Below are 23,486 nucleotides of genomic sequence, written 5' to 3' on the forward strand. Positions count from 1 at the left end.
ATTTCACACCCTGCCGAAAAGGATTTTGCGATCGCATGTAAGTGTGAACGGTGACGTGAATTTACGTCGTCGTGCGGCGGAATTCCGACGTTGGCACGCTCCTTGATTGTTATCCCGCAACTGAAGTCGGCAGGGGGCTCCTTCCGGAGTCCGGACTTCGCTCCAACGTCCCAAGGGGTAACAAGATGAAGTCGTCCAACTTTCTGGTTGTCGAGTCCGATCGCGCCCGTGCCGATGGCATCATGTCGGTGCTTGCCTTCCTCGGCTACCGCCCGGTGCTGGCCAGCCGCCTGCAAGCGGCGGACACCGCCGAGAGCTGGCGCGGGATCTTCGTCGGCACCGTGGAAGACGAGGCCGAGCTCGAAGGCCATGTCGCCGCGCTGGGCCGTAACGGCCGCGACCTGCCCATGCTGGTCGCCGCAGACTCCCCGCTTGCCACCGCCCTGATCGCCGACGACTCGCGCAGCCAGAGCGTGGAACTGATCGACGTGCCGCTGCGCTACGAGCGCCTGTCCGAAGCCCTGCGTGCCCTGCAATCGCGTATCCAGCCGCCGGCGGCCAGCCTGCGCATGGTCGGCCAGTCCGGTCCGATGCAGCGCGTGAACGGACTGATCCGCCAGGTGGCACCGTTCGATTCCAGCGTGCTGGTGCTGGGCGAATCCGGCAGCGGCAAGGAACTGGTCGCCCGCACCATCCATGAATGCTCCCCGCGCCGTGACAAGCCGTTCGTGGCGATCAACTGCGGCGCGATCCCGGCCGAACTGCTCGAAAGCGAACTGTTCGGTCACGAGAAGGGTGCCTTCACCGGCGCCATCAGCAGCCGCAAGGGCCGTTTCGAGATGGCCGAGGGCGGCACGCTGTTTCTCGACGAGATCGGCGACATGAGCCTGCCGATGCAGGTGAAGCTGCTGCGCGTGTTGCAGGAGCGCGTGTTCGAGCGCGTGGGTGGCAACCGTCCGCAGCGTTGCGACGTGCGCATCATCGCCGCGACCCATCGTGACCTCGAAGGCGCCATCGAGAACGGCAGCTTCCGCGAAGACCTCTATTACCGCCTCTCGGTGTTCCCGCTGGAAATGCCGCCGCTGCGCCAGCGCCTGGAAGACCTGCCGGCACTCATCGGCGAATTCAACCAGCGTCTCGTGCAGCGTGGCCTGTCGTCGGTGCGTTTCTCGCCGGGTGCCATGACGGCCCTGTGCCGCCACGGCTGGCCGGGCAACGTGCGCGAATTGTCGAACCTCGTCGAGCGCATGGCCATCCTCATGCCGCACGGCGAAATCCGCGCCGTCGACCTGCCGGAGAAGTACCGTGGTGCGCAGCCGGTGGAAGAGGTGAGCGGCGCGGCCCTCATTGCCATGATGGAAGCCGAGCCGGAAGTGACCGAGACCTTTACCTATGCAGGTGAAGGCGATCCGTCGGTGTTGCCGCAGGGTGGCCTCGACCTCAAGGATCACCTGGCCGGCATCGAGATCGGCCTGATCCGCCAGGCGCTCAATTCTGCCAACGGCGTGGTGGCGCATGCGGCCAAGCTGCTTCGCGTACAGCGTACGACGCTGGTGGAAAAGCTGCGCAAGTACGGTCTGTCGGAAACCGCGCAGGCGGGCTGACGCATCCGGCCGCATCGGCCTCGGTTGGCACACCTCGTGCATCGAGTGACGCAAAGCCGATACCGCGTTGGAAAACCGTCATGACCACGATCGATGTCAACAACCTTCTCGTCCAGATGCGCCGCATCAGTTCGCAGACAGAAATGCCCGCGATACGCGGGGTTGGGGAAACGGAGCCCACCGCCAAGGGCAGCTTCGGCGACCTGCTGAAGCAATCCATTGACGGTGTGGCGAAGTCCCAGGAGAAGGCGGGTCAACTTTCCAACGCCTTCGAACGGGGCGATCCGAAGATCGATCTTGCCCAGGTGATGATCCAGGGACAGCGCGCCGACCTCGGGTTTCGCGCAATGACCGAAGTACGCAACAAGTTCGTCGATGCGTACAAAGAAATCATGAACCTGTCGATCTGACGCGAATGAGCCCCACCACAGGATTGAGCCCGAACCATGGCTGATAACGGCGTAGCTACCACGGAAAGCGGCAAGGCCACGCGCATGGACTCGTTGAAGTCCCTTGCGCAGACGCCGGCGGCGCGTCAATTGTTCATGCTGGCGGGCATCGCCGGCGCGGTCGCCATCGGCATCGCTGCGGTGTTGTGGTCGCGTTCGCCGAACTACGGCCTGCTGTATGGCGGCCTTGAGCAGAAGGATGCCGCTGCCGTCACCCAGGCCTTGCAGGCAGGCAATACCCCTTACACGCTGAGCGCCGATGGCAGCTCGATCTTCGTGCCGGCCGCCGACGTGGCGGGCGTGCGACTGAAGCTTGCCGGGCAGGGCCTGCCGCAGGGCACGGCCAACAACAATCTTCCGCAGGCCGATTCGCCGTTCGGCATGAGCGACATGGCGGAGCGTTCGCGTTACCAGTCGATGCTGGAGAGCGACCTTTCCAGCACCATCGCCGGGTTGCAGTCCGTGCGGGCTGCGCGCGTGCACCTGGCGATGCCCAAGCCCTCGGCCTTCATCCGCGACAACAAGCCGGCCAGTGCGTCGGTCGTGGTCACGCTGTATCCGGGACGCCAGCTCGACCAGGGCCAGGTCGCCGCCATCGTGCATCTCATCGCTTCCAGCGTGCCGGGCCTGGATACCCGCCAGGTATCGGTGATCGACCAGGGCGGCAACCTGTTGACCGTGAGCGATCCGGACAGCGCCCAGGCCATCGGCGACAGCCGCCTGCGCCTGTCCAACCGCATCGAGGCAACCTACACGCAGCGCGTGGAAGACCTGCTCACGCCGCTGGTCGGTGCGGGCAAGGTGCGCGCGCAGGTGTTTGCCGATCTCGACTTCTCGCAGACCGAGAAAGCCAGCGAAACCTTCAATCACGACAATCCGGCGCTACGCAGCGAGCAGACCAGCAACGAGACGCGTACCGATCCGGCCAGCAACGGCGGCGTGCCGGGTGCGCTGAGCAACCAGCCGCCCAACACAGGCGGCAACCCCACGGCGGCGAATCCTGGCAACGGCAATGCCAAGCCCGGTGCGCAGACCGCCAGCACGCAGAACAACCAGAATCCGTCGCAGTCCTCGCAGAGCGCCACGCGCAACTACGAGCTGGACCGTACCGTCAGCCATGTGACCGACCCGGCCGGCAAGGTTGCCCGCCTCACTATTGCGGTGGTGGTGGACAACAAGCAGATGCCCGACAAGGACGGCAAGACCAAGAGCGTGCCATTCACGACGGAGGAGCTGTCGCGCCTGACCGAGCTGACCAAGAACGCCGTGGGCTTCAGCGCCGCGCGTGGCGACAGCGTCAGCGTCATCAACGAGCCTTTCCATGGTGCCGTGGCCGACGAAGCGCCGACGGGCACGCCGTTCTGGGAGCGCCCGGGCATGCTCGACCTCATCAAGCAGGGCCTCGGCGTGATGATTGCCCTGGTGGTCGGTTTCTTCGTGCTGCGCCCGATGCTGAAGGGCCTGCTGAAGCCGGCTCCCGTAGCGATGAACAACGTCGCCCTGGCCGGTCCCATTCCCAGCGTCTCGGTCATGGTGGACGATGACGACATGACGCCGGATCGCGTCACGGCCAGCACCCAGGTGCAGCTTGGCTCGCCGGCCTTGCTGGCCTACGAACAGAAGGTGGGCCTTGCCAAGCGCATGGCTGCCGAAAACCCGAAACAGATTGCACAGGTCGTGAAGAGCTGGGTGGCAGACGATGGCGGCTGAGTCGAAGGACGCCCTGACGGGCGCGCAGAGGGCGGCGATCCTGCTGCTCACCCTGGGTGAGGAAGACGCCGCGTCCATCCTCAAGCACCTGGGTGCGCGCGACGTGCAGGCCGTGGGCACCGCCATGGCCGCGCTGAAGAACGTCACCAAGGAGCAGGTCGAAACCGTACTGAACCAGCTTCAGGACGACGTCGGCCAGCACACGTCCATCGGTGTCGGCACCGAGGAATACATCCGCCGCATCCTGGTCAACGCGCTGGGCGAGAACAAGGCCGGCGGTCTCATCGACCGCATCCTGCTCGGCCGCAGCAGCAAGGGCCTGGAATCGCTGAAGTGGATGGAAAGCCGTGCCATCGGCGAGATGATCGGACAGGAGCACCCGCAGATCATCGCGCTGGTGCTGGCGCATCTCGAACCGGACCAGGCCGCCGAAGTCATCGGTTACCTGCCGGCACGCACGCGCAGCGACGTGGTGATGCGCATCGCCACCCTCGACGGCGTGCAGCCGCATGCGCTCAACGAGCTGGACGAAATCATGGAGCGCCAGTTCTCCGGCAACTCCACCAAGCTGAAGTCGGCCACGGTCGGCGGCCTGAAGGCGGCGGCGGACATCCTCAACGCGATGGAAACCGCGCGCGAGGCCGAGCTGATGTCGTCCATCCGTGGTATCGACAACGGCCTGGGTGAGCGTATCGAAGAGCTCATGTTCGTATTCGACGACCTCGCCGAGATCGACGACCGCAGCATGCAGACCCTGCTGCGCGAAGTGCCGTCGGCGCGCCTCATCACGGCGCTCAAGGGTGCCGATGCGGCGATCCGCGAGAAGATTTTCTCCAACATGTCCAAGCGCGCCGCCGACATGCTGCGCGACGACCTCGAAGTGAAGGGCCCCGTGCGCCTGTCCGAAGTCGACGCCGCGCAGAAGGAAGTGCTTGCTACCGCGCGTCGCCTGGCTGACGCAGGCCAGATCAATCTCGCCGGTGGCGGGGAAGAGTTCGTCTGATGAGCCTTACTTCCATTCTCGCCCGCGAACGCGTCGAGCGCTTCGAACGCTGGGAGCTGCCGCTGGTCAACGGCCCCGCGCCGGTGACGGCCGAGGCCGAGGCGGAAGACGAAGGTCCGCCGCGCCCCACCGTGGCGGAAATCGAGGCCATCGAACGGCAGGCCCGCGAAGAAGGTTTCAATGCCGGCCTCAACGAAGGTCGCGCCATGGCCAGGCGTGAACTCACGGCACAGGTAGCCCGGATCGAGGCGCTGATCGCCGCGGTGCAGAAGCCCTTTGCCGAACTGGACCACGATGTGGCCGGTGACCTGGCGATGCTTGCCACGGTGATTGCCGAGCGCGTGCTGGGTTTCGAGATCGCCACCCGTCCCGAAAAGATCGTCGAAGTGGTGCGCCAGGCCGTGGACGCACTGCCATCGGCGACGCGCCACCTGAAGATTCACCTGAATCCCATCGATGCCGCCCTCGTGCGCGAGCATCGCTCAACCCTCGATCACGAGGGCACGGTGGTGGACGATGCGGCGCTGGAGCGCGGCGATGTCCGTCTCGAAAGCGAGCATTCCCGCCTCGATGCGCGCGTGCGCACGCGTCTGGCCGCCGTGGTGGACAGTGTCCTCACGCCCTCGGTGGATGCGGAGGCCGACGAGCAGGACGAGGCCCCGTGAGCACCGACACGCACAACGCCGCGCGCAATGCACACTGGCGCGAGTCACTGACCGCCCAGGCGGCCAATGCCGCCCGCGTGCGGCCGTTGCAGGCGGAGGGCAAGCTGCGTCGCGTGGTCGGCCTGACGCTGGAAGCCGTGGGCTGCGAGGCGCCCGTCGGCGCACGCTGCATGGTCGCCTCGGCCGATGGCAAGCAGCTGGAAACGGAGGTCGTCGGTTTTTCCGATGGCCGCCTGCTGCTCATGCCCACGGGCGAGATGCACGGCGTGCTGCCCAATGCCCGGGTCACGCCCGTGGCGGCCGTGTCTGGTGTTCCCGTGGGCGATTCGCTGCTCGGCCGTGTGATCGGCCCGGATGGCGTACCGCTCGACGGACTGGGGCCCTTGCTGGCACGCGATCGCGCGCCGCTGCGCCGCGACCCGATCAACCCCATGCTGCGCCAGCCCATCGACACGCCGCTCGATGTCGGCGTGCGCGCCATCAATTCCCTGCTCACCGTAGGACGTGGCCAGCGCATCGGCCTGTTTGCAGGCTCGGGCGTCGGCAAGTCGACGCTCATGGGCATGATGACCCGCTTCACCAATGCGGATGTCGTGGTGGTCGGCCTGATTGGCGAGCGCGGCCGTGAAGTGAAGGAATTCGTCGACCACACGCTGGGCGAGGAAGGTCGTCGCCGCGCCGTGGTCGTGGCCGCCCCGGCGGATGCGCCGCCGCTGTCGCGCCTGCGTGGCGCGCAGGTGGCCACGGCGGTGGCCGAGCATTTTCGCGACGAAGGCAAGCGCGTGCTGCTGCTGATGGATTCGCTGACCCGCTATGCGCAGGCGCAGCGCGAAATCGCCCTGGCGATCGGCGAGCCGCCCGCGACCAAGGGCTATCCGCCCTCGGTGTTCGCCATGCTTCCCGCCCTGGTGGAGCGTGCAGGCAACGATGCGGAAGGGCGCGGTTCGATCACGGCGTTCTACACCGTGCTCACCGAGGGCGACGATTATCGCCATGATCCCATTGCCGACTCCGCCCGCGCCATTCTCGACGGCCATATCGTGCTGTCGCGCGACATGGCGGAGGCGGGTCACTACCCGGCCATCGATATCGAGGCGTCGATCAGTCGCGTGATGCCTGCGGTGGTGGATAAAGAACACATGCGTTCGGCGCAGCGCTTCCGCCAGGTCTATTCGGCCTATCGTCAGCAGCGCGACCTGATCGCCGTAGGCGCCTACCAGAAGGGCAGCGATCCCCGCACCGACGAGGCCATCGCGCTGTATCCACGTCTTTCGGCCTTCCTCCAGCAGGAAACCGATGTGCCGGTGGATCTTGCCGAAGCACGGCAAGGTCTTGAAGACGCCGCGAGGGCCGACTGATGCCCTCGCGTGCCGACCGTCTCCAGCCCGTGGTGGATATCGCCGCCGGCAAGGCCGAGGACGCCACGCGCGCCCTGGCCGTGCACCAGCGCGCCCTGGCCGAGGCCGAACACCAGCTCGAAGAGCTGCGCCGTTATCGCAACGAATACGCCGTGATGCCCGATGGTATCGGGGTGAGTGCCTTGCTCAACCGCCAGCAGTTCCTGCAGAAGATCGACGTGGCGATCGTGCAGCAGATGGGCGAAGTGCAGCGCCGCGGGCACGCACTGGACCGTGCCCGCACGGATTGGGCCGATGCGCGCGGTCGCGCGAAGGCGCTGGACTCGGTGACCACGAAGTACCGTGAGCAGGAACGCAAATCGCAGGATCGTCGCGAGCAGGAACAGGCCGACGAACGATCGCAGTACCGCCGTAACCCCAGGAGCGAAGGCTGACGCCTCCCCGCGTCATCCCGCCGCCATGCCAGGACTCTTTGCATGAACACCGCCAACCTCACCCTCAACGCCAATCCTCCGCAGCCGCCGTCCACGCCGTCACCGGCGCCTACGGACAACTCGTCCGGCAGCCAGCGCTTCGACACCGCGATGGACGCGGCGCGTGCGGATGCGAGCAAGGCGCAGCGCGGCGATACGGCGAAGGGATCGAAGGACCAGGCATCGTCGACGACAGCATCCGCGAAGCCGGCCGATACGAAGTCGGCCAGGAAAACGGGTGACGACAAAGCCGCGAAGGCCGACAAGGGTACGAAGGACCCCAAGGACACCGATACGTCGGTGGCCAGCGCGATGCTTGCCCTGATCGGCGTAGCTCCGCAGGCGAAGACCGTTGCCACGACGAAGCCGGCAGACGCCGCCAGTGAGCTCGCGGGCAATGCACTCGGTTCACTTGCCACGACACCGCAGGCCGCGCTGGGTGCCGATGGCGTAGCGCAGGGTGCGGAGCAGGGCGCTCTGCCCGGCGTGGTTGGCATGGCGCCCGCCGGTGCCGTGGCCGATGCCGCCGCAACGACGGCAGCTCCGGCCTTTGGGGCCTTGCTTGCCGCGCAGGGTGGCAACGTCACCCCCAGCAAGGATGATCCCACCGCCATCGATCCGTTGCAGAGTCCCATGCCGGCCCTGCACGCCACACCTGCCGACGGGCAGGCCATGCAGGTGCAGGCCACGCAGCCGGCAAACTCGCCGCAGTTTGCCCAGGAACTGGGCGAGCAGATCGCATGGATGGGCAGCGGTCAGGTCAAGGAGGCCCGCATCAAGCTGCATCCGGAAGAACTCGGCAGCATGGATGTCCGCGTGAACATGGATGGGGGCAAGGTCAACGTTGCCATCATCGCCCAGCATCCCGCAGCCGTGCATGCCGTGCAGCAGACGCTCTCGCAGCTTGACAGCATGCTGGCCCATCACGGCCTGTCGCTCGGGCAGGCCGATGTCGGCCAGCGGCAGGCGGGGCAGGGCGACGGCAATGCGTCGGCCACGGCCTCGCCGCAGGGCAACGGGGGCAGCGATGCCGACGCCGCACCGGCCACGCTGGCGACAACGGCCGTATCGCGTGGCCTGCTGGACGAGGTGGCCTGACGTCACACTGACGTCGGCAGTCAATTTTTCGTCGCGCCCTTGATGCTGCCCGTGACGCGAACGGCGTCACAGCGCGATGAAGGAGTGGGTGCTTAGCTTTCTCAGGCTGGCACGCCACTTGCTAAAACACCGGCAGGGGCGTCATCGTCCCTGCCGTTTCCGTTACGGTACCAGAGAGGTTTTTCCGCATGGCTGCAGCACCCAAAGACACCGCCGAAGGCGCAACCGCCCCGAAGAAGAAGGGCAAGGGCAAGCTGTTGCTTGTCGGTGCGCTGATCGTTCTCGTGGCGGGCGGGGCGGGTGGTTACTTCATGATGAAGTCGGGGCACGGCAAGCCGGGCGAAACGACGACGGCAGACGCCAACCGCTCCAGGCCGGCCATCTATCTGCAGCTTGACCCGGCCTTCGTGGTGAACTTCCAGGACGACACCGCCCTGCGCTTTCTCCAGGTGGGCGTGAACGTCATGTCGCACGATGCCGATGCGATCGCCGCCGTGAAGGAGGCTGATCCCGAGATCCGCAATGCCCTGCTCATGCTGTTTTCGGCGCAGGACGTGAAAACCCTTTCCGACGTGAAGGGCAAGCAGAAGCTGCAGGCCTCGGCCCTGGCCGAAGTGCAGCGCATCCTCAAGGAGAAGATCGGCCGTCCCGGCGTGGACGCGGTCTACTTCACCAGTTTCATCATGCAGTAACGGGAAAGCCGCGGCGATGAGCGACATCCTTACCCAGGAAGAAATCGATGCCCTGCTCGCAGGCGTGGAAGGCGGGTCGGTGGATACCGATATCGATCTTCCGCCACCCGGCGGCGTGATGGACTACGACTTCACCCAGCAGGATCGCATCGTCCGCGGCCGCCTGCCGACGCTGGAAATGGTCAACGACCGCTTCGCGCGTTACTTCCGCACCAACCTGTTCGGCGTGCTGCGCAAGTCATGCGAGGTGTCGGTGCTTGGCGTGAAGATGACCAAGTTCAACGAGTACGTGCACTCGCTGGCCGTGCCGAGCAACCTGAACCTCGTGCGTATCAAGCCACTGCGCGGCACCGCGCTGATGGTGTTCGAGCCGCGCCTGGTGTTCACCGTGATCGACAACTTCTTCGGAGGCGACGGTCGTTACCACGCCCGCATCGAGGGTCGCGATTTTACGCCCACCGAGAACCGCGTCATCCAGATCGTGCTCCAGGAAGCCTTCGCCGCCATGTGCGAGGCCTGGGCGCCGGTGCTGAAGATGCAGTTCGAATTCATGAACTCGGAGATCAATCCGCAGTTCGCCAATATCGTGAGCCCGACCGAGACGGTGGTGGTGTCGCGCTTCCACATCGAGCTGGATGGCGGTGGTGGCGAAGTGCACCTGACGCTGCCCTACTCGATGGTGGAGCCGATCCGCGAACTGCTCGATGCCGGCGTGCAGAGCGACCGGGCGGAGCGTGACGATCGCTGGATCCAGAGCCTGCACGAGGAAATCCTCGATGCGGAGGTCGAGGTGACCTCGCTGCTGGCGGAGGCCAGGCTCACCATCGGTGACTTCCTGCACCTGCGCAAGGGCGACGTGATTCCCATCAACCTGCCGGATCTCGCGACGGTGTTCGCGGAGGACGTGCCGATCTTCCGTGGCCGCATGGCCAACGCCAGCGGCAACAAGGCGGTGCGCTTCGAGACGCTGATGCGCCGTAGCACCCAGCGCCCGGCGGCCTTGCCCATCGAGCCGATGACCGACCCGGCCTGACCCGCGCGAGATATGCACGACCGGCTTTTGTAGGAGCGCGCCTTGCGCGCGACAGCATTTCGTAAAGCGGTCGCGCGCAAGGCGCGCTCCTACAAAAGCGGTGTGACCTGGTTCAGCGGCGGATGCGGACGTACGCGCGCTTGGCCAGGTAAAGCAGGTGCCCGCCGAAGCCCTTGTCCTGCGCCTTCAGCAGCGATGTGTTCTCGTCATAGAGCAGGCGGATGTGGCCGTCGCGCTGGGCGATGAGGCCGCGGATGACGTCCACATCGGCCGCGCTCAGCGTGTGGCCTTCGGCCAGGTGGTCTGGCAGCTGGCGCTTGACGTAGTAAGTCGTGTGCCGGTCGGCCGTTTCTTCTTCAGGACGGTCTTTCGTATAGAAATAAAGCGCCACCGAGCGACGGCTCAGCTCCGCATGGCGGGCCGGGAACGCGATCTGGTCGAAGGCGTGCCACGAACGCTCCGAGGTCTCGAAGATCACGCAGCGGTTGAACACCGGCGTCACGGCCTGGGTGGGCGTGGCCTGCGTATAGGGATCGCGGAACAGTTCGAGGTTGCCACCCCATGCCGCGTCCCACTCCGGATTGAGGTACACGATGAGGTTGAGCCGGCGGTGCCAGCGCTCGCTCGGGTGGAAGTTGAAATCGACGTGCGGATCGAGACTGGCTCCGTTGCGGTTGTCGTGCGTGCCGCCACCGAGGTACCAGGGGTCGTAGAGAAGACCATCGATACCCGTTATACGGCCGATGGCTTCGAGGAATCCGGGGCTCTTGATTGCATCATCCAGACGCTCGTAGGCAGGGCCGAGCGAGCGAACCTTGTCGAGCGTGGATTTTGCCCCGGGCTTCCCATCGTCGCCGATGTAATTGCCACGCTCGAATGACGGGAATGCGGCCAGTAGTTCCCTGGCGAAGCTGTCGTCCAGAAAGTTGTCGATAACCACGTGGGGGAACGGGTCGGCCGAGCGGAAGGCCGCCTGAAGCCCGTTCACCGCAGAGAGTACGTCGGGGTTGATGATGGTGGAGGCGGTTCGTTCGTCCATGAGTCTGAGAGCGGTTTAACCAGGCACGCATTCTATGTCGTGAAATCGTTCGCGTCTCTGTATTGGCGTTCCGACGTGGCGGTGACAGTTGACCGTCATGGCGACTAACTGCCGTCGAGCGTCAGCTTTCTGGCGAATCCGTGAAGGCCGGCATGCAGCCACTTCGCCAAGTGGTCGGCAAGCAAGGAAAAATTGACCCCCCGCGCGGTGACGGCCGTATGGCACGCGGCTTGCTTTATGTCCGGCGTATCCACGCAACGTCATCGGAACGGACATGAACGAACCCACCTTGAGCCCCGAAAACCAGGAAGGCGCCGACGCCGACGCTACCGCCACGCTGGGCGGCCTCGGCAACGAGGTGAACCTCGACGTCATCCTCGACGTGCCGGTCACCATGGCGATGGAAGTGGGCCGTACCAAGATCAGCATCCGCAACCTGCTCCAGCTCAACCAGGGCTCCGTCGTGGAACTCGACCGCGCTGCCGGCGAGCCGCTCGACGTGTTCGTCAACGGCACCCTCGTCGCTCATGGCGAGGTCGTGGTGATCAACGAGAAGTTCGGTATCCGGCTGACTGACGTGATCAGCCCGGCCGAGCGCGTCCGCAAGCTGCGGTGATCCCCATGCGTCGCATCGTTGCCGTCCTTGGCGGCTTCCTTCCCTGTGCCCTGATGGCGGCCCCGGTCGCCGCTCCGGCGGTGGATTCGGGCGCGGAACTGGTCCGCGTGCTGATCAGCCTGCTGGGTGTCGTGGCGCTCATCTTCTTCGTGGGCTGGCTCAGCCGGCGCGCGCAGGTGCGGATCCGCCCGGGTGGCCGGAAGATCCGCGTCGTCGAATCGATGCCGGTCGGCGTCAAGGACCGGGTCATGTTGATCGAAGTCGGTGGCAAGCAGTTGCTGGTGGGTGCGTCGCCGGGTGGTGGCCTGCGCACGCTGCACGTGCTCGATACGCCCGTGGCCGAAGATGCCGTGCCGCCGCAGGCACCGGTGATCCGTGGTTTCCGTGACGTGCTTGCCCAGTGGAAGCGCCCATGAAGCGCTGGCTGGTCTTTTTCCTGTTCCTGCTGGCGCCGGCGGTGTCATTTGCCGCTGATCCGCAGGGCATTCCGCTGGTGAACGTGGCACCGGGCGCCAATGGCGGCCAGCAGTGGTCGCTGTCGATCCAGATGCTGGCGCTGATGACGGTGCTTACCGTCCTGCCGGCCATCCTGCTGATGATGACCTCGTTCACCCGCATCGTCATCGTGCTGGGGTTTCTGCGCCAGGCGCTGGGCACCAACAGCACGCCGCCGAACCAGGTGATCATCGGCCTGTCGCTGTTCCTCACGTTGTTCGTGATGTCGCCGGTGCTCAACAACGCCTACGACGCGGGCATCAAGCCGTACATGGACGGCAGGATGACCGTGCAGGAAGCCGTGCCGCTGGCGGCTGCGCCGTTCCATCACTTCATGCTGGAACAGACCCGCGAGCCGGACCTGCAGCTCTTCACGAAGCTGGCCGGTGACGAGCCCTATGCCGATCGTGAATCCGTGCCGTATCGCGTGGCGCTGCCGGCCTTCGTCACCAGCGAGCTGAAGACCGCCTTCCAGATGGGCTTCCTGCTGTTCATCCCGTTCCTCATCATCGACCTGGTGGTGGCATCGGTGCTGATGTCGATGGGCATGATGATGGTCTCGCCGATGATCATCTCGCTGCCGTTCAAGATCATGCTCTTCGTGCTGGTGGACGGGTGGACCCTGCTGCTGGGCACGCTGGCCGGAAGCTTCTACCCATGACGCCCGAATCGGTCATCGGCTTCGGCCAGCAGGCGCTGCACATCGCCATGCTGGTCGGCGCGCCCCTGCTGCTCACCGCGCTGGCGGTGGGCCTGATCATCGGCATGGTGCAGGCCGCCACGCAGATCAACGAGCAGACCCTGAGCTTCATTCCCAAGCTGATCGCGATGTCGCTGGTGATGATCATCACCGGTCCGTGGATGCTGCGCACCCTGGTGCAGTTCACCCGCACGCTCATCGAATCGCTGCCCCAGGCGGTGCGCTGATGCCGTTCGACATCGGCCAGATCGAGGCGTGGGTGGGCAGCGCCTGCTGGGCGATGGCGCGCGTCTCCGGCCTGATGCTGGTGGCTCCTGTCCTTGGCGCCACCACGATTCCGGCGCAGATCCGCATCGGCCTCACCGTGCTGCTTACCGTCGTGCTCGCACCGCTGGCGCCGCTGGATATCCGTCCGCTGTCGGCGGCAGGCGTGGCCACGCTGGCGCAGCAGATCATCATCGGTGCCGCGATCGGTTTCGTGCTGAAGCTGGTGTTCGAGGCCGTATCGTTCGGTGGCCAGTTCGTGTCCCAGGCGATGAGCCTGGGCTTCGCCGAAGTGGTCAACCCGGGCGTCGGCGGCAGCACGCCTGTGCTCAGCCAGTTCTACACGATGATGGTGACCCTGCTGTTCCTCGTGATGAACGGCCACCTGCAACTGATCGACCTGCTCGCGGAAAGCTTCCGCAGCCTGCCCGTGGGCGAACAGGGCATCGGTGCCGATGGCCTGTGGGTGGTGCTGAGCTTCGCCACCCACCTGTTCGGGGGCGCGGTGCGCGTGGCCCTGCCGGCACTCACCGCCGTGCTTGTCGTCAACCTCGGCTTCGGCGCCATCAGCCGTTCGGCACCGTCGATGAACCTGTTCGCCGTGGGCTTTCCCATCACCATCTGCCTGGGCATGGTCGCCGTGTGGCTGGCCCTGCGTGGCCTGCCGAGCGCGTTCGACTCCCTGCAGACCGCCGCGTGGGAAACCATGCGCGGCCTTATCGGGAGGTAGTCGCGATGAGCGAGCAGTCCGACAAGGAAGACCGCACCGAATCGCCCAGCGAAAAACGCCTTCGCGAAGCCCGCGAGAAGGGCGAGCTGCCGCGTTCGCGCGATCTTTCCACGGCGGTGGTGGTGCTCTCCGGCGTGGCAACGCTTATCGCCTCGCGCGAGAAGATGGCCGAGCACGCCGCCAACATCATGCATGTAGGCCTGCGTTACCACCGCGACGACCTGCTGGGGCCCGACGGCCTGCGCCATGCGCTTGCCACGGCGGCGCTGGAAGGGCTGAAGCTGCTCGGCCCTGTGTTCGTGGTGACCATGGTGGCCTCCATCGCGGCACCGGCCCTGATGGGCGGACTCAACTTCTCGATGCAGGCCCTGGTGCCGAAGTTCGACCGCCTGGACCCGATCAAGGGCTTCGGGCGCCTGGTTTCCGTGAATGGCCTGGTGGAACTGGGCAAGTCCGTGCTGAAGCTGTTGCTGATCGGCGGCGCACTGGTGTGGTTCCTGCGCCGCAGCACGCTGGACATGTTCTCGGTAGGCAGTGGTCCGGTCAGCGAAGGCATTGCCAAGGCCTTCGGCATCTTCGGCCATGCCTCGCTGGTTTTTGCCTGCGCTCTGGGCGTGATCGCGCTGGTGGATGCGCCATGGCAGAAGTACAGCTTCACCACGAAGATGAAAATGACCAAGCAGGAGGTCAAGGACGAGCACAAGGAGAGCGAAGGCTCGCCGGAGCTGAAGTCAAAAATCCGTCAGGTGCAGCAGCAGATGGCGCGCCGCCGGATGATGCAGGACGTGCCCACGGCCGACGTGATCATCGCCAACCCGACGCACTTCGCGGTAGCCCTCAAATACGACGAAAACCGCATGGGAGCGCCACGCGTGGTGGCCAAGGGCGTGGACGTGATCGCCCAGCAGATCCGCGAGATCGGTGGCGGTGCGAAGGTTCCGGTGGTGGAAGCCCCGCCGTTGGCACGAGCCTTGTATCACACGACGGAAATCGGACGTGAAATCCCCGCGGCGCTGTACGTGGCCGTGGCCCAGATCCTGGCCTACGTGTTCCGGTTGAAGCAGGCGATTGCCATGGGTGATCTCCCGCCCGATCTGCCGACGCAGGACATCGATCCGGAACTGCTCGGTCCTTACCGCATGGATAACTGAAGACATGGCAGCCTCCACGAACCTCATGGGCACCTTCCGCCAGATCGGCCGCCGCGGCGTCGCGGCGCCGGTGGCGATGCTGATCATGCTCGGCATGATGATGCTGCCGTTGCCCCCGTTCATGCTGGACTTGCTGTTCACCTTCAACATCGCGTTGTCGCTGGTGATCCTGCTGGCCACCATGTACGTGATGCGGCCGCTGGAGCTGGCCTCGTTTCCCACCGTGGTGCTGTTCGCCACCTTGTTGCGCCTGGCGCTGAACATTGCTTCCACCCGTGTGGTGCTGCTGCATGGTCATAACGGCCCCGGTGCCGCCGGCAAGGTGATCGAGGCCTTCGGCGAGTTCGTCATTGGTGGCAACTTCGCAGTGGGCTTCGTGGTGTTCGCGATCCTCACCATCATCAACTTCGTGGTGGTGACCAAGGGCGCCACCCGCGTGTCCGAAGTGACCGCACGCTTCACCCTCGACTCCATGCCCGGCAAGCAGATGGCGATCGATGCCGATCTCAACGCCGGTCTGTTGACGCAGGAGCAGGCGCGCGAGCGCCGCCAGGAAGTGCGCGAGGAAGCCGACTTCTACGGTTCAATGGACGGTGCCTCCAAGTTCGTACGCGGCGATGCGTCGGCCGGCATCCTGATCCTCGCCATCAACATCATCGGCGGCTTCTTCATCGGCATGCTCCAGCACGGTCTGTCGGCTTCCGAGGCTGCGCGCACCTATACGCTGCTGACCATCGGCGACGGCCTCGTGGCCCAGGTGCCGGGCCTGATGCTCTCCATCGCCACGGCGGTGATCGTCACCCGCGTGTCCAAGTCGCAGGAGATGGGCAAGCAGGTGATGGGCCAGCTGTTCGGCCAGCCCAAGGCGCTGGGCGTGGCGGCCGCCGTGCTCGGCACGATGGGCCTGATTCCGGGCATGCCGAATATCCCGTTTCTCATTCTCGCCGCCGCCGCTGGCTTCGGCGCATGGAAGCTGCACCTCAACCAGCAGGGCGGTGCCGCGGGTTCGACTCCCGCCTCCGCGCCCGGCACCGAGCTGGCGCTGGAAGCGGCGCCGCCGGCCGAGCGTACCGAGCTGTCGTGGGAAGACGTGGCCCAGGTGGACACCATCGGCCTGGAAGTGGGTTACCGCCTCATTCCGCTGGTGGACAAGGCGCAGGGCGGCGAGCTGATGGCGCGGATCAAATCCGTGCGCCGCAAGCTGTCGCAGGAGCTGGGTTTCCTCGTGCCCTCGGTGCATATCCGCGACAACCTCGACCTCGCGCCGCATGCTTATCGCATCTCGCTGATGGGCGTGCCGATGGGTGAAGCGGAGATCCACACCGAGCGCATGCTCGCGATCGATCCGGGTCGCGTGCACGGCACGGTGAACGGTATCGCCACGCGCGATCCGGCCTTCGGCCTGGATGCCGTGTGGATCGAGCCGGGCCTGCGCGAGCACGCCCAGACCCTCGGCTACACGGTGGTGGACCCGGCCACGGTGATCGCCACCCACCTGTCGCACATCCTTCAGAACCACGCCCACGAACTCATCGGTCACCAGGACGTGCAGCAGTTGCTGGACCGCCTGGCCCAGCAGACGCCGAAGCTGGTGGAAGACCTGGTGCCCAAGCGCCTGTCGCTGGGTGCCATCGTGAAGGTGTTGCAGAACCTGCTGGCCGAGCGCGTGCCCATCCGTAACTTCCGCGGCATCGTGGAATCGCTGGCCGAGCATGCCGGCCAGAGCCAGGACCCGGGCGTGCTTGCCGCCGCCGTGCGCGTGACGCTGGGTCGCCAGATCGTGCAGGAGATCGCCGGCCTGGGTACCGAAGTGCCCGTCATTACTTTGGCGCCGGACCTGGAGCAGATCCTGTTGCAGTCGTTGCAGGGCGGTGGCCCGGCGGGTGCGGCGGTGGAACCGGGACTGGCCGATCGCCTCCAGCAGAGCGTCGCCGATGCCACCCGCCGCCAGGAAGCGGCCGGCGAACCGGCCGTGTTGCTGGTTTCTCCTGCATTGCGTCCCTGGCTGGCCCGCTTTACGCGACATGTGGCCCAAAACCTGCATGTGCTTGCCTATAACGAGGTGCCGGACAACCGCCGCGTCAAGCTGGTGACGGCCCTCGGGCGCTGAGCATTGAGACACCGTTCGCCGATTCGCCGGCCGGACGGAACGAACATGGTGGTGTCCTCGAACCTGGGCACCGCGACGTAAGACAGGATCGAACGCATGAAAATCAAACGATTCGTTGCTCCCGACATGCGCCAGGCCATGCGCCAGGTACGGGACGAGCAGGGCCCGGATGCCGTGATCCTGTCCACGCGTCGCATGGACGACGGCATCGAGATCATCGCCGCGCTCGACTATGACGAGGCGCTGGTTCGCGAAGCCGGTTTCGCCTTCGACAACGTCGAAGAGAAGGCCGCCAGGCAGGCCCAGGCGCCGTCGCCGATCCGTGCGATCCGCGAGGACCGCGACAGCGAGCGCTCCGCCCGCCTCGACCAGGCCCGCGCCGCGACGGCCGCCGTGGTCGAGCGTGCCGTGAAAAACCCGAACAGCGCCGCCCCGCAGCGGCAGTCCAGCGCCGCGCTGGCCGCCAGCGTCGCCGACGTGGTGCGTGCCGCCACGGTGAACCCGCAGAACGACATCGCCGTCACCGGCATGCGCGCCGAGATCAACCATCTGCGCGAAATGCTCGAAGTGCAGCTGTCCGCCCTGGCCTGGAACCAGATGGATCGCCAGCAGCCCCTGCATGCCCGCGTGCTGCGCGAGATGACCCGCCTGGGCATCGACGGCGACGTGGCGCGTGCCCTGTGCGCCGAGCTGCCCGCCGACATGACCGTGGAGCAGGCACGCTACCTGCCGCTGGGCCTGCTGTCGCGCAACGTGCGCACCACCGGCCGTAACTTCGACACGGTGGGTGGCGGTGTCACCGCGCTGGTGGGCACCACCGGCGTGGGCAAGACCACCACCATCGCCAAGCTGGCCGCCCGCGCCGTGATGCGCCACGGCGCTTCGCGCGTGGCGCTGATCAGCACCGACCAGTACCGCATCGGCGCCGGCGCCCAGCTGGAGCACTATGCCCGCCTGCTCGGCGTGCGGGTGTTCAACGCCAACGACGCCACCAGCCTGCGCAACGCACTGCTCCAGCTGCGTGGCAAGCACACCGTGCTGGTGGATACGGCCGGCCTGGCCGGCAACGACCCGCGCCTGCAACAGCAGTTCGATACCCTGCGCGCCATGGCTGATGTGCGCACCTGCCTGGTGCTGGCCGCCAACGCGCAGTCCCAGGCCATCGACGACGCCATCCGCGCCTATGCGCCGCTGGGGCCGCAGAGCGCCATCCTCACCAAGCTCGACGAGGCGCCGCTGGTTGGCGGCGTGCTCTCGGCCGTGATCCGCCATGGCCTGCCGCTGGATTACACCACCGATGGCCAGCGTGTCCCCGAGGACATCGCCTCGGCGGATGCACGCAAACTGGTCTGTCTTGCCGCCCAAAGGGTGAAACAGCGCACAGAAGAGCCCGACGACGCCATACTTGCCGATCGGTTCGGCATGCCGGCGACGGCGCTGGCATGATCAGGACGACCCGACCCGTGACCTCGGCATCTGCAAACGCATACTCTTCCCCGGCAGCGAAATCCTTCATGAGCACACACGTCGACAACACCCAGGCTGCCGGACTCGAATGGCTGTCCGACCGTCGTCCTACCCGCAGCATCGCGATCGCGGGAGGCAAGGGTGGCGTGGGCAAGACCACGGTGGCGGTCAACCTCGGCATGGCCCTGGCGATGGGCGGCCGTGACGTGCTGCTGCTCGACGCCGACCTGGGCATGGCCAACATCGACGTGCTGCTGGGCCTGCAACCGGTGCGCCACCTGGGCCACATGCTCGAAGGCGCCTGCCGCATCGAGGATCTGGTGCTGGAAGCCGCACACGGGTTGAAGGTGATTCCGGCCACCTCGGGCACCCGGCGCATGGCCCAGCTGCCCAATATCGAGCACGCCGCGGTGATCCGCGCGTTCGACGAATACCCGCTGGCCCCCGAATACCTCATCGTCGACACCGCCGCCGGCATCTCCGACAGCGTGTCGATGTTCGCCGCCGCCTCCGACGAGGTGGTGATCGTGGTCTGCGACGAGCCGGCCTCCCTGACCGACGCCTACGCGCTGATCAAGGTGCTCTCGCGCGAGTTTGCGGTGCATCGCTTCCGCATCGTCGCCAACATGGTGCGCCATGCCCAGGAGGGCAAGGCGCTGTACGAGAAGCTGTCCCGGGTGACCGGCAGGTTCCTCGACGTATCGCTCGACTTCATGGGCATGGTGCCGCACGACGAGTACCTGCGGCAGGCCATCCGCCGCCAGTCGGCGGTGGTGGATGCCTGGCCGAGCAGCCGTTCCGCGGTCGGATTCAAGAATCTGGCCAGGTCGGTCGATACATGGGGTGAACCCGAAACCCGGGCACAGGGACGCATTGGCTTCTTTGCCGAACGTTCCCACTTGGGAGGAGGGCTGCCGTTGTGAGCGTGGCGAGCGAATACCTTGAAATTACTCGTGTTCCCGCGGACCAACTGGTAAAGACCCATGCGCCGCTGGTACGCCGTATCGCCTATCACCTGATGGGCAGGCTGCCGCCGAGCGTGGACGCGAACGACCTCATGCAGGCCGGGATGATCGGTTTGCTTGAAGCCGCAAGAAATTATTCGCCGACTCGCGCGGCCAGCTTCGAAACCTATGCGGGCATCCGCATACGTGGCGCCATGCTGGACGAACTGCGCAAGACGGACTGGACCCCGCGCTCCGTCCACCGGAAGTTGCGCGAGGTAGCGGAGGTAACGAGGCAGATCGAAAACGAGACGGGTGGCGACGCCGACGACGCGGAAGTGATGAAGCGGCTGGGCATCGACGCCATGGAGTACAACCAGATCCTGGCCGACGCGGCGAGCGCGCGTTTGCTGAGCCTGACGGCGCCCGAAGGCGACGAGGGCGCAGCCATCGACGTCGCCGATCCGGATGCTGCCGGACCGGAAGGCACCTTCGAGCAGGATGGCATGCGCGATGCGCTGGCGCAGTCCATCGACGGCCTGCCCGAGCGCGAAAAGCTGGTGATGTCGCTGTACTACGATGAAGAGCTCAACCTGAAGGAAATCGGTGCGGTGCTGGGTGTAAGCGAATCGCGGGTGTGCCAGATCCATGGCCAGGCCCTGATCCGCCTCCGCGCTCGCATGTCGGGTTGGAAAGAAAAGCATTGACGGCATCCGGGGGTGCCGTCGCCGGGTAAGAAACGCGCAGGTACAGGCGGAGAGACGTTTTGGACAAGAACATGAAAATCCTCGTGGTGGACGATTTCTCCACCATGCGGCGCATCGTCAGGAACCTGCTGGTGGAACTGGGCTTCACCAACGGCCTGATCCAGGAAGCCGAAGATGGCAACGCCGCGCTGGCGCTGCTGCGTTCGCAGTCGTTCGACCTCGTGGTCACCGACTGGAACATGCCGAACATGACCGGTATCGAGCTGCTTCGCGCCATCCGTGCCGATGCCGCCCTCAAGGCGATGCCGGTGCTGATGGTCACGGCGGAGAACAATCGCGACCAGATCATCGCCGCCGCACAGAGCGGCGTGAACGGCTATGTGGTCAAGCCGTTCACTGCGGTCACGCTGAAGGAAAAACTCGACAAGATCTTCGAACGCCTCGCCGCGGCGGCAGGCTAAGGACACCGCATGAACTCCACGATTTCCGCCGGCCAAGAGGTCGCTCCCGAACTGCGTGACCTGCTTGAGGCCGATGATCCGGCCGCCGTTGAGCAGGCGCTCGATCGCCTGATCCGCAGCCGCGAACAGCACCTGTTTCTCGCCCTGGGCCACCTCGCGCGCGACCTGCACGAGTCGGCCCGCCGTCTCGCCGCCGACATCTCGCACGACGGCAACCCGGGCAACATGAGCGACGCGCGCAAGCACCTGCTCGATGTGCTCGAAATGAGTTCGCAGGCTGCCCATCGCACGCTCGATTTCAGCGAAAAGCTGCGTCCGCAGGCCCAGTCGCTGGCCAGGCAGGCCGACGAAGTGCTGGTGCTCGACCCGACCGACCCGTCGTTCGCTTCCAGCGCCCGTGCGCTGGCCGTTCGCGTGGGCGACTTCGCGCAGAGCGCCGACATCGGCCTGGGCGAGATGGTCGAGGCGCAGTCCTGGCAGGATCTCTCCGGCCAGCGCGTGGCCCGCGTCGAAGCCTTCATGGCCAAGGTCGAATCCTCGCTGGTGGAGCTGGTGCGCCTTACCGGTTCGCTGGCGGGCGGTGCGGCTCCGGCGGCGGACAAGGTCAGCCAGGACGAAGTGGATCGTCTGCTCAGCGAATTCGGTTTCTGAGCGCGCCATGAGCGTGGAGCTGGACAACGAGCTGCTCAACGTCTTCCTGATCGAGGCGCGTGAACTGCTTGAGAGCCTGGGCGAACAGCTCGTGGACCTTGAGTCCTCGCCCGGTGACGTCGATCTGCTGAACGCGGTGTTCCGTGCGTTTCACACCGTGAAGGGCGGTGCAGGTTTTCTCGGCCTGCACGCCATGGTGGAGCTTTGCCATCGCGCGGAGGATCTCCTCAACGAGGCGCGCAACGGTGCCATCGTGCTCGATGCCGGCTTCATGGATGCGTTGCTGGAATCGCTGGATCTCCTCAACGACATGATGCGCGCCGCCGACGGCGGCGTGCCCATCGAGGCCGCGCCGCGTTCGCTGCTGGATCGCCTGGTGATTCCCGGCCGCGTGGCCTCCGCACCCCCGGCCGCGCTCGCGCAGCCGGTGACTGCATCGGTCGTTGCGGCAAGCGTGGCCGTGCCGAAGCCGCACGATCCCATCGAAGACGAATTCGAGGCGATGCTCGATGCCGCGCGCGCCGACCGTGCGCCGGCACCGGCTGCGTCGGGCACGATCAGCGACGACGAATTCGAGGCCCTGCTCGATTCGCTCTATGGCACGGGGGCTCCCGGTGCCGATGCAGGCGCAGCCGTACCCGTGGTGGAAGCGGCCGCGCCTGTCGCGGACAGCAACGCCATCAGCGACGACGAATTCGAAGCCCTGCTCGATTCCCTGCACGGTACGGCCGCGCCGGGCGCGAACAGTGCCGTGGCGCCAGAACCGGTGCCCGTGGCAGCACCTGTGCCGGTTCCGGCTCCCGTGCAGGCGGCCTCGCCCATGGCACCTGTCGTTGCGGCTGGCGAAGCAGCACCTGCCAGGGCCGCCTCCGAAAAGCGCACGGCCTCCACCGCCGACACAACCGTACGCGTCGATACGCATCGCCTCGACAACCTCGTGGATGCGGCCGGCGAACTCGTGCTGGTGCGCAACCGCCTGACCAACCTTGCGCCGCGCGGCACCAACGATCCGATGGAACGTGCCATCGGCGAGCTGGAACGCGTGGCCGAAGATCTCCAGAACGCCGTGCTGCGCATGCGCATGCAGCCGGTGGGCAAGCTGTTCTCGCGCTTCCCGCGCATCGTTCGCGACCTCGCCCGCCAGTTGGGCAAGGAGATCGAACTGGTGACCGAGGGCGAGGAGACCGACATCGATCGCACCGTGGTGGAGGCGCTGGCCGACCCGCTGGTGCATCTGCTGCGCAACTCCGTGGACCACGGCATCGAGATGCCGGACGTGCGCGCCCGTGCGGGCAAGCCGCGCTCGGGCACCGTGCGCCTGGCCGCCGGTCAGTACGGCGACCGCATCGTCATCACGGTGACCGATGACGGCAAGGGCATGGATCCCGAAGTCCTGCGCCGCAAGGCCGTCGAAAAGGGCCTGATGGATGCCGAGCAGGCCGCGCGCCTGGAAGAACGCGAATGCTACGAGATCGTGTTCCGCCCCGGCTTCTCCACGGCCAGCGAGGTGTCCGACATCTCCGGTCGCGGCGTGGGCATGGACGTGGTCCGCACCAAGATCGTGGAACTGGGCGGCACGCTGTCCATCGACTCGCGCGTAGGCCATGGCAGCACGGTGCGTCTTTCGGTGCCGCTGACCCTGGCGATCCTGCGTGTGCTCATGGTGCGCGTTGGGCATCGCCTGTTGTCGCTGCCCATGTCCAATGTCGCCGAAGTGTTTGAGCTGGCGGACGGACAGGTGCAGAAGCTCGACGGCCGCATCGTCGCCAACCATCGCGGTCGCGCGCTGCCCCTGGCCGACCTCGGCCGCTGGGCCGGCACCGAAGGGCAGGGCGGTCATGTCGTAGTGGTGCAGATCGGTCATCAGGTGCTGGGCTGCCTCGTCGACGAAGTGCTGGGCCGCGAAGACGTCATGGCCAAGCCGCTTGGTCCGTTCCTTAAGGATGTGCCGGGCGTGGCGGGTGCCACCATCACCGGCGACGGCCGTATTTCGCTCGTGCTCGACCTGGCGGGGCTGGCCGATGACAGCGGACAGGTGCTGCCAACACTAAGGATGGCTGTCTGAC

At 66.0% G+C, this 23,486-nt stretch carries 24 protein-coding genes; 23 read left to right on the forward strand and 1 reads right to left on the reverse strand.

Annotation, left to right across the window (positions count from 1 at the left end):
- Window positions 1-185 precede the first annotated feature (185 nt).
- From HBF25_RS14760 to fliM, 10 genes are all read left to right on the forward strand, one after another.
- Window positions 186-1,604 carry a sigma-54 dependent transcriptional regulator gene (locus HBF25_RS14760; RefSeq protein WP_166949714.1) on the forward strand — a complete coding sequence of 473 codons (1,419 nt, stop codon included), beginning with the start codon at window positions 186-188 and terminating at the stop codon, window positions 1,602-1,604.
- Between the two features lie 80 nt (window positions 1,605-1,684).
- Window positions 1,685-2,014: a flagellar hook-basal body complex protein FliE gene (gene fliE / locus HBF25_RS14765; protein WP_166949715.1), complete on the forward strand. Its 330-nt coding sequence runs from the start codon at window positions 1,685-1,687 to the stop codon at window positions 2,012-2,014.
- 36 nt (window positions 2,015-2,050) lie between these two features.
- Complete coding sequence (fliF, locus tag HBF25_RS14770) at window positions 2,051-3,763, forward strand: flagellar basal-body MS-ring/collar protein FliF (protein WP_166949716.1); 1,713 nt, start codon at window positions 2,051-2,053, stop codon at window positions 3,761-3,763.
- Between the two features lie 13 nt (window positions 3,764-3,776).
- Window positions 3,777-4,766: a flagellar motor switch protein FliG gene (fliG, locus tag HBF25_RS14775; protein WP_243853260.1), complete on the forward strand. Its 990-nt coding sequence runs from the start codon at window positions 3,777-3,779 to the stop codon at window positions 4,764-4,766.
- Window positions 4,766-5,431 (forward strand): flagellar assembly protein FliH, encoded by a 666-nt coding sequence (locus HBF25_RS14780; RefSeq protein WP_166949720.1) that lies wholly within the window; start codon window positions 4,766-4,768, stop codon window positions 5,429-5,431. The genes fliG and HBF25_RS14780 overlap by 1 nt, the downstream gene beginning before the upstream one ends.
- Window positions 5,428-6,789, forward strand: a complete 1,362-nt coding sequence (fliI, locus tag HBF25_RS14785) for a flagellar protein export ATPase FliI (protein ID WP_166949722.1) — start codon at window positions 5,428-5,430, stop codon at window positions 6,787-6,789. The genes HBF25_RS14780 and fliI overlap by 4 nt, the downstream gene beginning before the upstream one ends.
- Window positions 6,789-7,223 (forward strand): flagellar export protein FliJ, encoded by a 435-nt coding sequence (gene fliJ, locus HBF25_RS14790; protein ID WP_166949724.1) that lies wholly within the window; start codon window positions 6,789-6,791, stop codon window positions 7,221-7,223. The genes fliI and fliJ overlap by 1 nt, the downstream gene beginning before the upstream one ends.
- Window positions 7,224-7,265: 42 nt before the next feature.
- A complete protein-coding gene (locus HBF25_RS14795; RefSeq protein ID WP_166949726.1) occupies window positions 7,266-8,360 on the forward strand; it encodes a flagellar hook-length control protein FliK in 1,095 nt (364 codons plus the stop codon).
- Between the two features lie 188 nt (window positions 8,361-8,548).
- The gene (locus HBF25_RS14800) at window positions 8,549-9,052 is read left to right on the forward strand and encodes a flagellar basal body-associated FliL family protein (protein WP_166949728.1); all 504 of its coding nucleotides are present in this window, start codon (window positions 8,549-8,551) and stop codon (window positions 9,050-9,052) included.
- A gap of 16 nt (window positions 9,053-9,068) precedes the next feature.
- Window positions 9,069-10,085 carry a flagellar motor switch protein FliM gene (gene fliM, locus HBF25_RS14805; RefSeq protein ID WP_166949730.1) on the forward strand — a complete coding sequence of 339 codons (1,017 nt, stop codon included), beginning with the start codon at window positions 9,069-9,071 and terminating at the stop codon, window positions 10,083-10,085.
- A 112-nt stretch (window positions 10,086-10,197) separates the two neighbouring features.
- Here fliM and HBF25_RS14810 read toward each other — a convergent pair whose 3' ends face one another.
- On the reverse strand, window positions 10,198-11,124 hold the full coding sequence (locus HBF25_RS14810) for a 2OG-Fe(II) oxygenase (RefSeq protein WP_166949732.1): 927 nt from the start codon (window positions 11,122-11,124) through the stop codon (window positions 10,198-10,200).
- 274 nt (window positions 11,125-11,398) lie between these two features.
- On the opposite strand from HBF25_RS14810, the gene fliN reads away from it, so the two are divergent.
- The 13 genes from fliN (at window position 11,399) to HBF25_RS14875 (ending at window position 23,485) form a co-directional block, all read left to right on the forward strand.
- Window positions 11,399-11,740, forward strand: coding sequence for a flagellar motor switch protein FliN (gene fliN, locus HBF25_RS14815; protein ID WP_425483496.1), 342 nt, complete (start codon window positions 11,399-11,401; stop codon window positions 11,738-11,740).
- 5 nt (window positions 11,741-11,745) lie between these two features.
- Entirely contained in the window at window positions 11,746-12,156 is a 411-nt protein-coding gene (gene fliO, locus HBF25_RS14820; RefSeq protein ID WP_243853253.1) for a flagellar biosynthetic protein FliO, read from the forward strand.
- Window positions 12,153-12,896, forward strand: a complete 744-nt coding sequence (fliP, locus tag HBF25_RS14825; protein ID WP_166949734.1) for a flagellar type III secretion system pore protein FliP — start codon at window positions 12,153-12,155, stop codon at window positions 12,894-12,896. Before fliO ends, fliP begins: the two co-directional genes overlap by 4 nt.
- Window positions 12,893-13,162 (forward strand): flagellar biosynthesis protein FliQ, encoded by a 270-nt coding sequence (gene fliQ, locus HBF25_RS14830; protein WP_166949736.1) that lies wholly within the window; start codon window positions 12,893-12,895, stop codon window positions 13,160-13,162. The genes fliP and fliQ overlap by 4 nt, the downstream gene beginning before the upstream one ends.
- Complete coding sequence (fliR, locus tag HBF25_RS14835; RefSeq protein ID WP_243853254.1) at window positions 13,162-13,929, forward strand: flagellar biosynthetic protein FliR; 768 nt, start codon at window positions 13,162-13,164, stop codon at window positions 13,927-13,929. Before fliQ ends, fliR begins: the two co-directional genes overlap by 1 nt.
- A 5-nt stretch (window positions 13,930-13,934) precedes the next feature.
- Entirely contained in the window at window positions 13,935-15,080 is a 1,146-nt protein-coding gene (gene flhB / locus HBF25_RS14840) for a flagellar biosynthesis protein FlhB (RefSeq protein WP_166949738.1), read from the forward strand.
- Window positions 15,081-15,084: 4 nt separating this feature from the next.
- Window positions 15,085-17,190 carry a flagellar biosynthesis protein FlhA gene (gene flhA / locus HBF25_RS14845; RefSeq protein WP_166949740.1) on the forward strand — a complete coding sequence of 702 codons (2,106 nt, stop codon included), beginning with the start codon at window positions 15,085-15,087 and terminating at the stop codon, window positions 17,188-17,190.
- A 96-nt stretch (window positions 17,191-17,286) separates the two neighbouring features.
- Window positions 17,287-18,636: a flagellar biosynthesis GTPase FlhF gene (flhF, locus tag HBF25_RS14850; protein WP_166949742.1), complete on the forward strand. Its 1,350-nt coding sequence runs from the start codon at window positions 17,287-17,289 to the stop codon at window positions 18,634-18,636.
- Between the two features lie 68 nt (window positions 18,637-18,704).
- Window positions 18,705-19,580: a MinD/ParA family protein gene (locus HBF25_RS14855; RefSeq protein WP_166949744.1), complete on the forward strand. Its 876-nt coding sequence runs from the start codon at window positions 18,705-18,707 to the stop codon at window positions 19,578-19,580.
- On the forward strand, window positions 19,577-20,308 hold the full coding sequence (locus HBF25_RS14860; protein WP_166949746.1) for an RNA polymerase sigma factor FliA: 732 nt from the start codon (window positions 19,577-19,579) through the stop codon (window positions 20,306-20,308). The genes HBF25_RS14855 and HBF25_RS14860 overlap by 4 nt, the downstream gene beginning before the upstream one ends.
- Before the next feature lie 59 nt (window positions 20,309-20,367).
- Window positions 20,368-20,769 (forward strand): chemotaxis response regulator CheY, encoded by a 402-nt coding sequence (gene cheY / locus HBF25_RS14865; protein ID WP_166949748.1) that lies wholly within the window; start codon window positions 20,368-20,370, stop codon window positions 20,767-20,769.
- Between the two features lie 9 nt (window positions 20,770-20,778).
- Complete coding sequence (locus HBF25_RS14870) at window positions 20,779-21,420, forward strand: protein phosphatase CheZ (RefSeq protein ID WP_166949750.1); 642 nt, start codon at window positions 20,779-20,781, stop codon at window positions 21,418-21,420.
- 7 nt (window positions 21,421-21,427) lie between these two features.
- A complete protein-coding gene (locus HBF25_RS14875) occupies window positions 21,428-23,485 on the forward strand; it encodes a chemotaxis protein CheA (protein WP_166949752.1) in 2,058 nt (685 codons plus the stop codon).
- Window position 23,486 lies beyond the last annotated feature (1 nt).

The sequence above is a fragment of the Luteibacter anthropi genome (genome assembly GCF_011759365.1).
Taxonomy (GTDB): Bacteria; Pseudomonadota; Gammaproteobacteria; order Xanthomonadales; family Rhodanobacteraceae; genus Luteibacter; species Luteibacter anthropi.

Bases quoted from the DNA above. Each gene is read 5' to 3' on its own strand.
- HBF25_RS14760 (WP_166949714.1), top strand. From the start codon at position 186: ATGAAGTCGTCCAACTTTCTGGTTGTCGAGTCCGATCGCGCCCGTGCC.
- fliE (WP_166949715.1), top strand. From the start codon at position 1,685: ATGACCACGATCGATGTCAACAACCTTCTCGTCCAGATGCGCCGCATC.
- fliF (WP_166949716.1), top strand. From the start codon at position 2,051: ATGGCTGATAACGGCGTAGCTACCACGGAAAGCGGCAAGGCCACGCGC.
- HBF25_RS14780 (WP_166949720.1), top strand. From the start codon at position 4,766: ATGAGCCTTACTTCCATTCTCGCCCGCGAACGCGTCGAGCGCTTCGAA.
- fliJ (WP_166949724.1), top strand. From the start codon at position 6,789: ATGCCCTCGCGTGCCGACCGTCTCCAGCCCGTGGTGGATATCGCCGCC.
- HBF25_RS14795 (WP_166949726.1), top strand. From the start codon at position 7,266: ATGAACACCGCCAACCTCACCCTCAACGCCAATCCTCCGCAGCCGCCG.
- HBF25_RS14800 (WP_166949728.1), top strand. From the start codon at position 8,549: ATGGCTGCAGCACCCAAAGACACCGCCGAAGGCGCAACCGCCCCGAAG.
- fliM (WP_166949730.1), top strand. From the start codon at position 9,069: ATGAGCGACATCCTTACCCAGGAAGAAATCGATGCCCTGCTCGCAGGC.
- HBF25_RS14810 (WP_166949732.1), bottom strand. From the start codon at position 11,124: ATGGACGAACGAACCGCCTCCACCATCATCAACCCCGACGTACTCTCT.
- fliN (WP_425483496.1), top strand. From the start codon at position 11,399: ATGAACGAACCCACCTTGAGCCCCGAAAACCAGGAAGGCGCCGACGCC.
- fliO (WP_243853253.1), top strand. From the start codon at position 11,746: ATGCGTCGCATCGTTGCCGTCCTTGGCGGCTTCCTTCCCTGTGCCCTG.
- fliP (WP_166949734.1), top strand. From the start codon at position 12,153: ATGAAGCGCTGGCTGGTCTTTTTCCTGTTCCTGCTGGCGCCGGCGGTG.
- fliQ (WP_166949736.1), top strand. From the start codon at position 12,893: ATGACGCCCGAATCGGTCATCGGCTTCGGCCAGCAGGCGCTGCACATC.
- fliR (WP_243853254.1), top strand. From the start codon at position 13,162: ATGCCGTTCGACATCGGCCAGATCGAGGCGTGGGTGGGCAGCGCCTGC.
- flhB (WP_166949738.1), top strand. From the start codon at position 13,935: ATGAGCGAGCAGTCCGACAAGGAAGACCGCACCGAATCGCCCAGCGAA.
- flhA (WP_166949740.1), top strand. From the start codon at position 15,085: ATGGCAGCCTCCACGAACCTCATGGGCACCTTCCGCCAGATCGGCCGC.
- flhF (WP_166949742.1), top strand. From the start codon at position 17,287: ATGAAAATCAAACGATTCGTTGCTCCCGACATGCGCCAGGCCATGCGC.
- HBF25_RS14855 (WP_166949744.1), top strand. From the start codon at position 18,705: ATGAGCACACACGTCGACAACACCCAGGCTGCCGGACTCGAATGGCTG.
- HBF25_RS14870 (WP_166949750.1), top strand. From the start codon at position 20,779: ATGAACTCCACGATTTCCGCCGGCCAAGAGGTCGCTCCCGAACTGCGT.
- HBF25_RS14875 (WP_166949752.1), top strand. From the start codon at position 21,428: ATGAGCGTGGAGCTGGACAACGAGCTGCTCAACGTCTTCCTGATCGAG.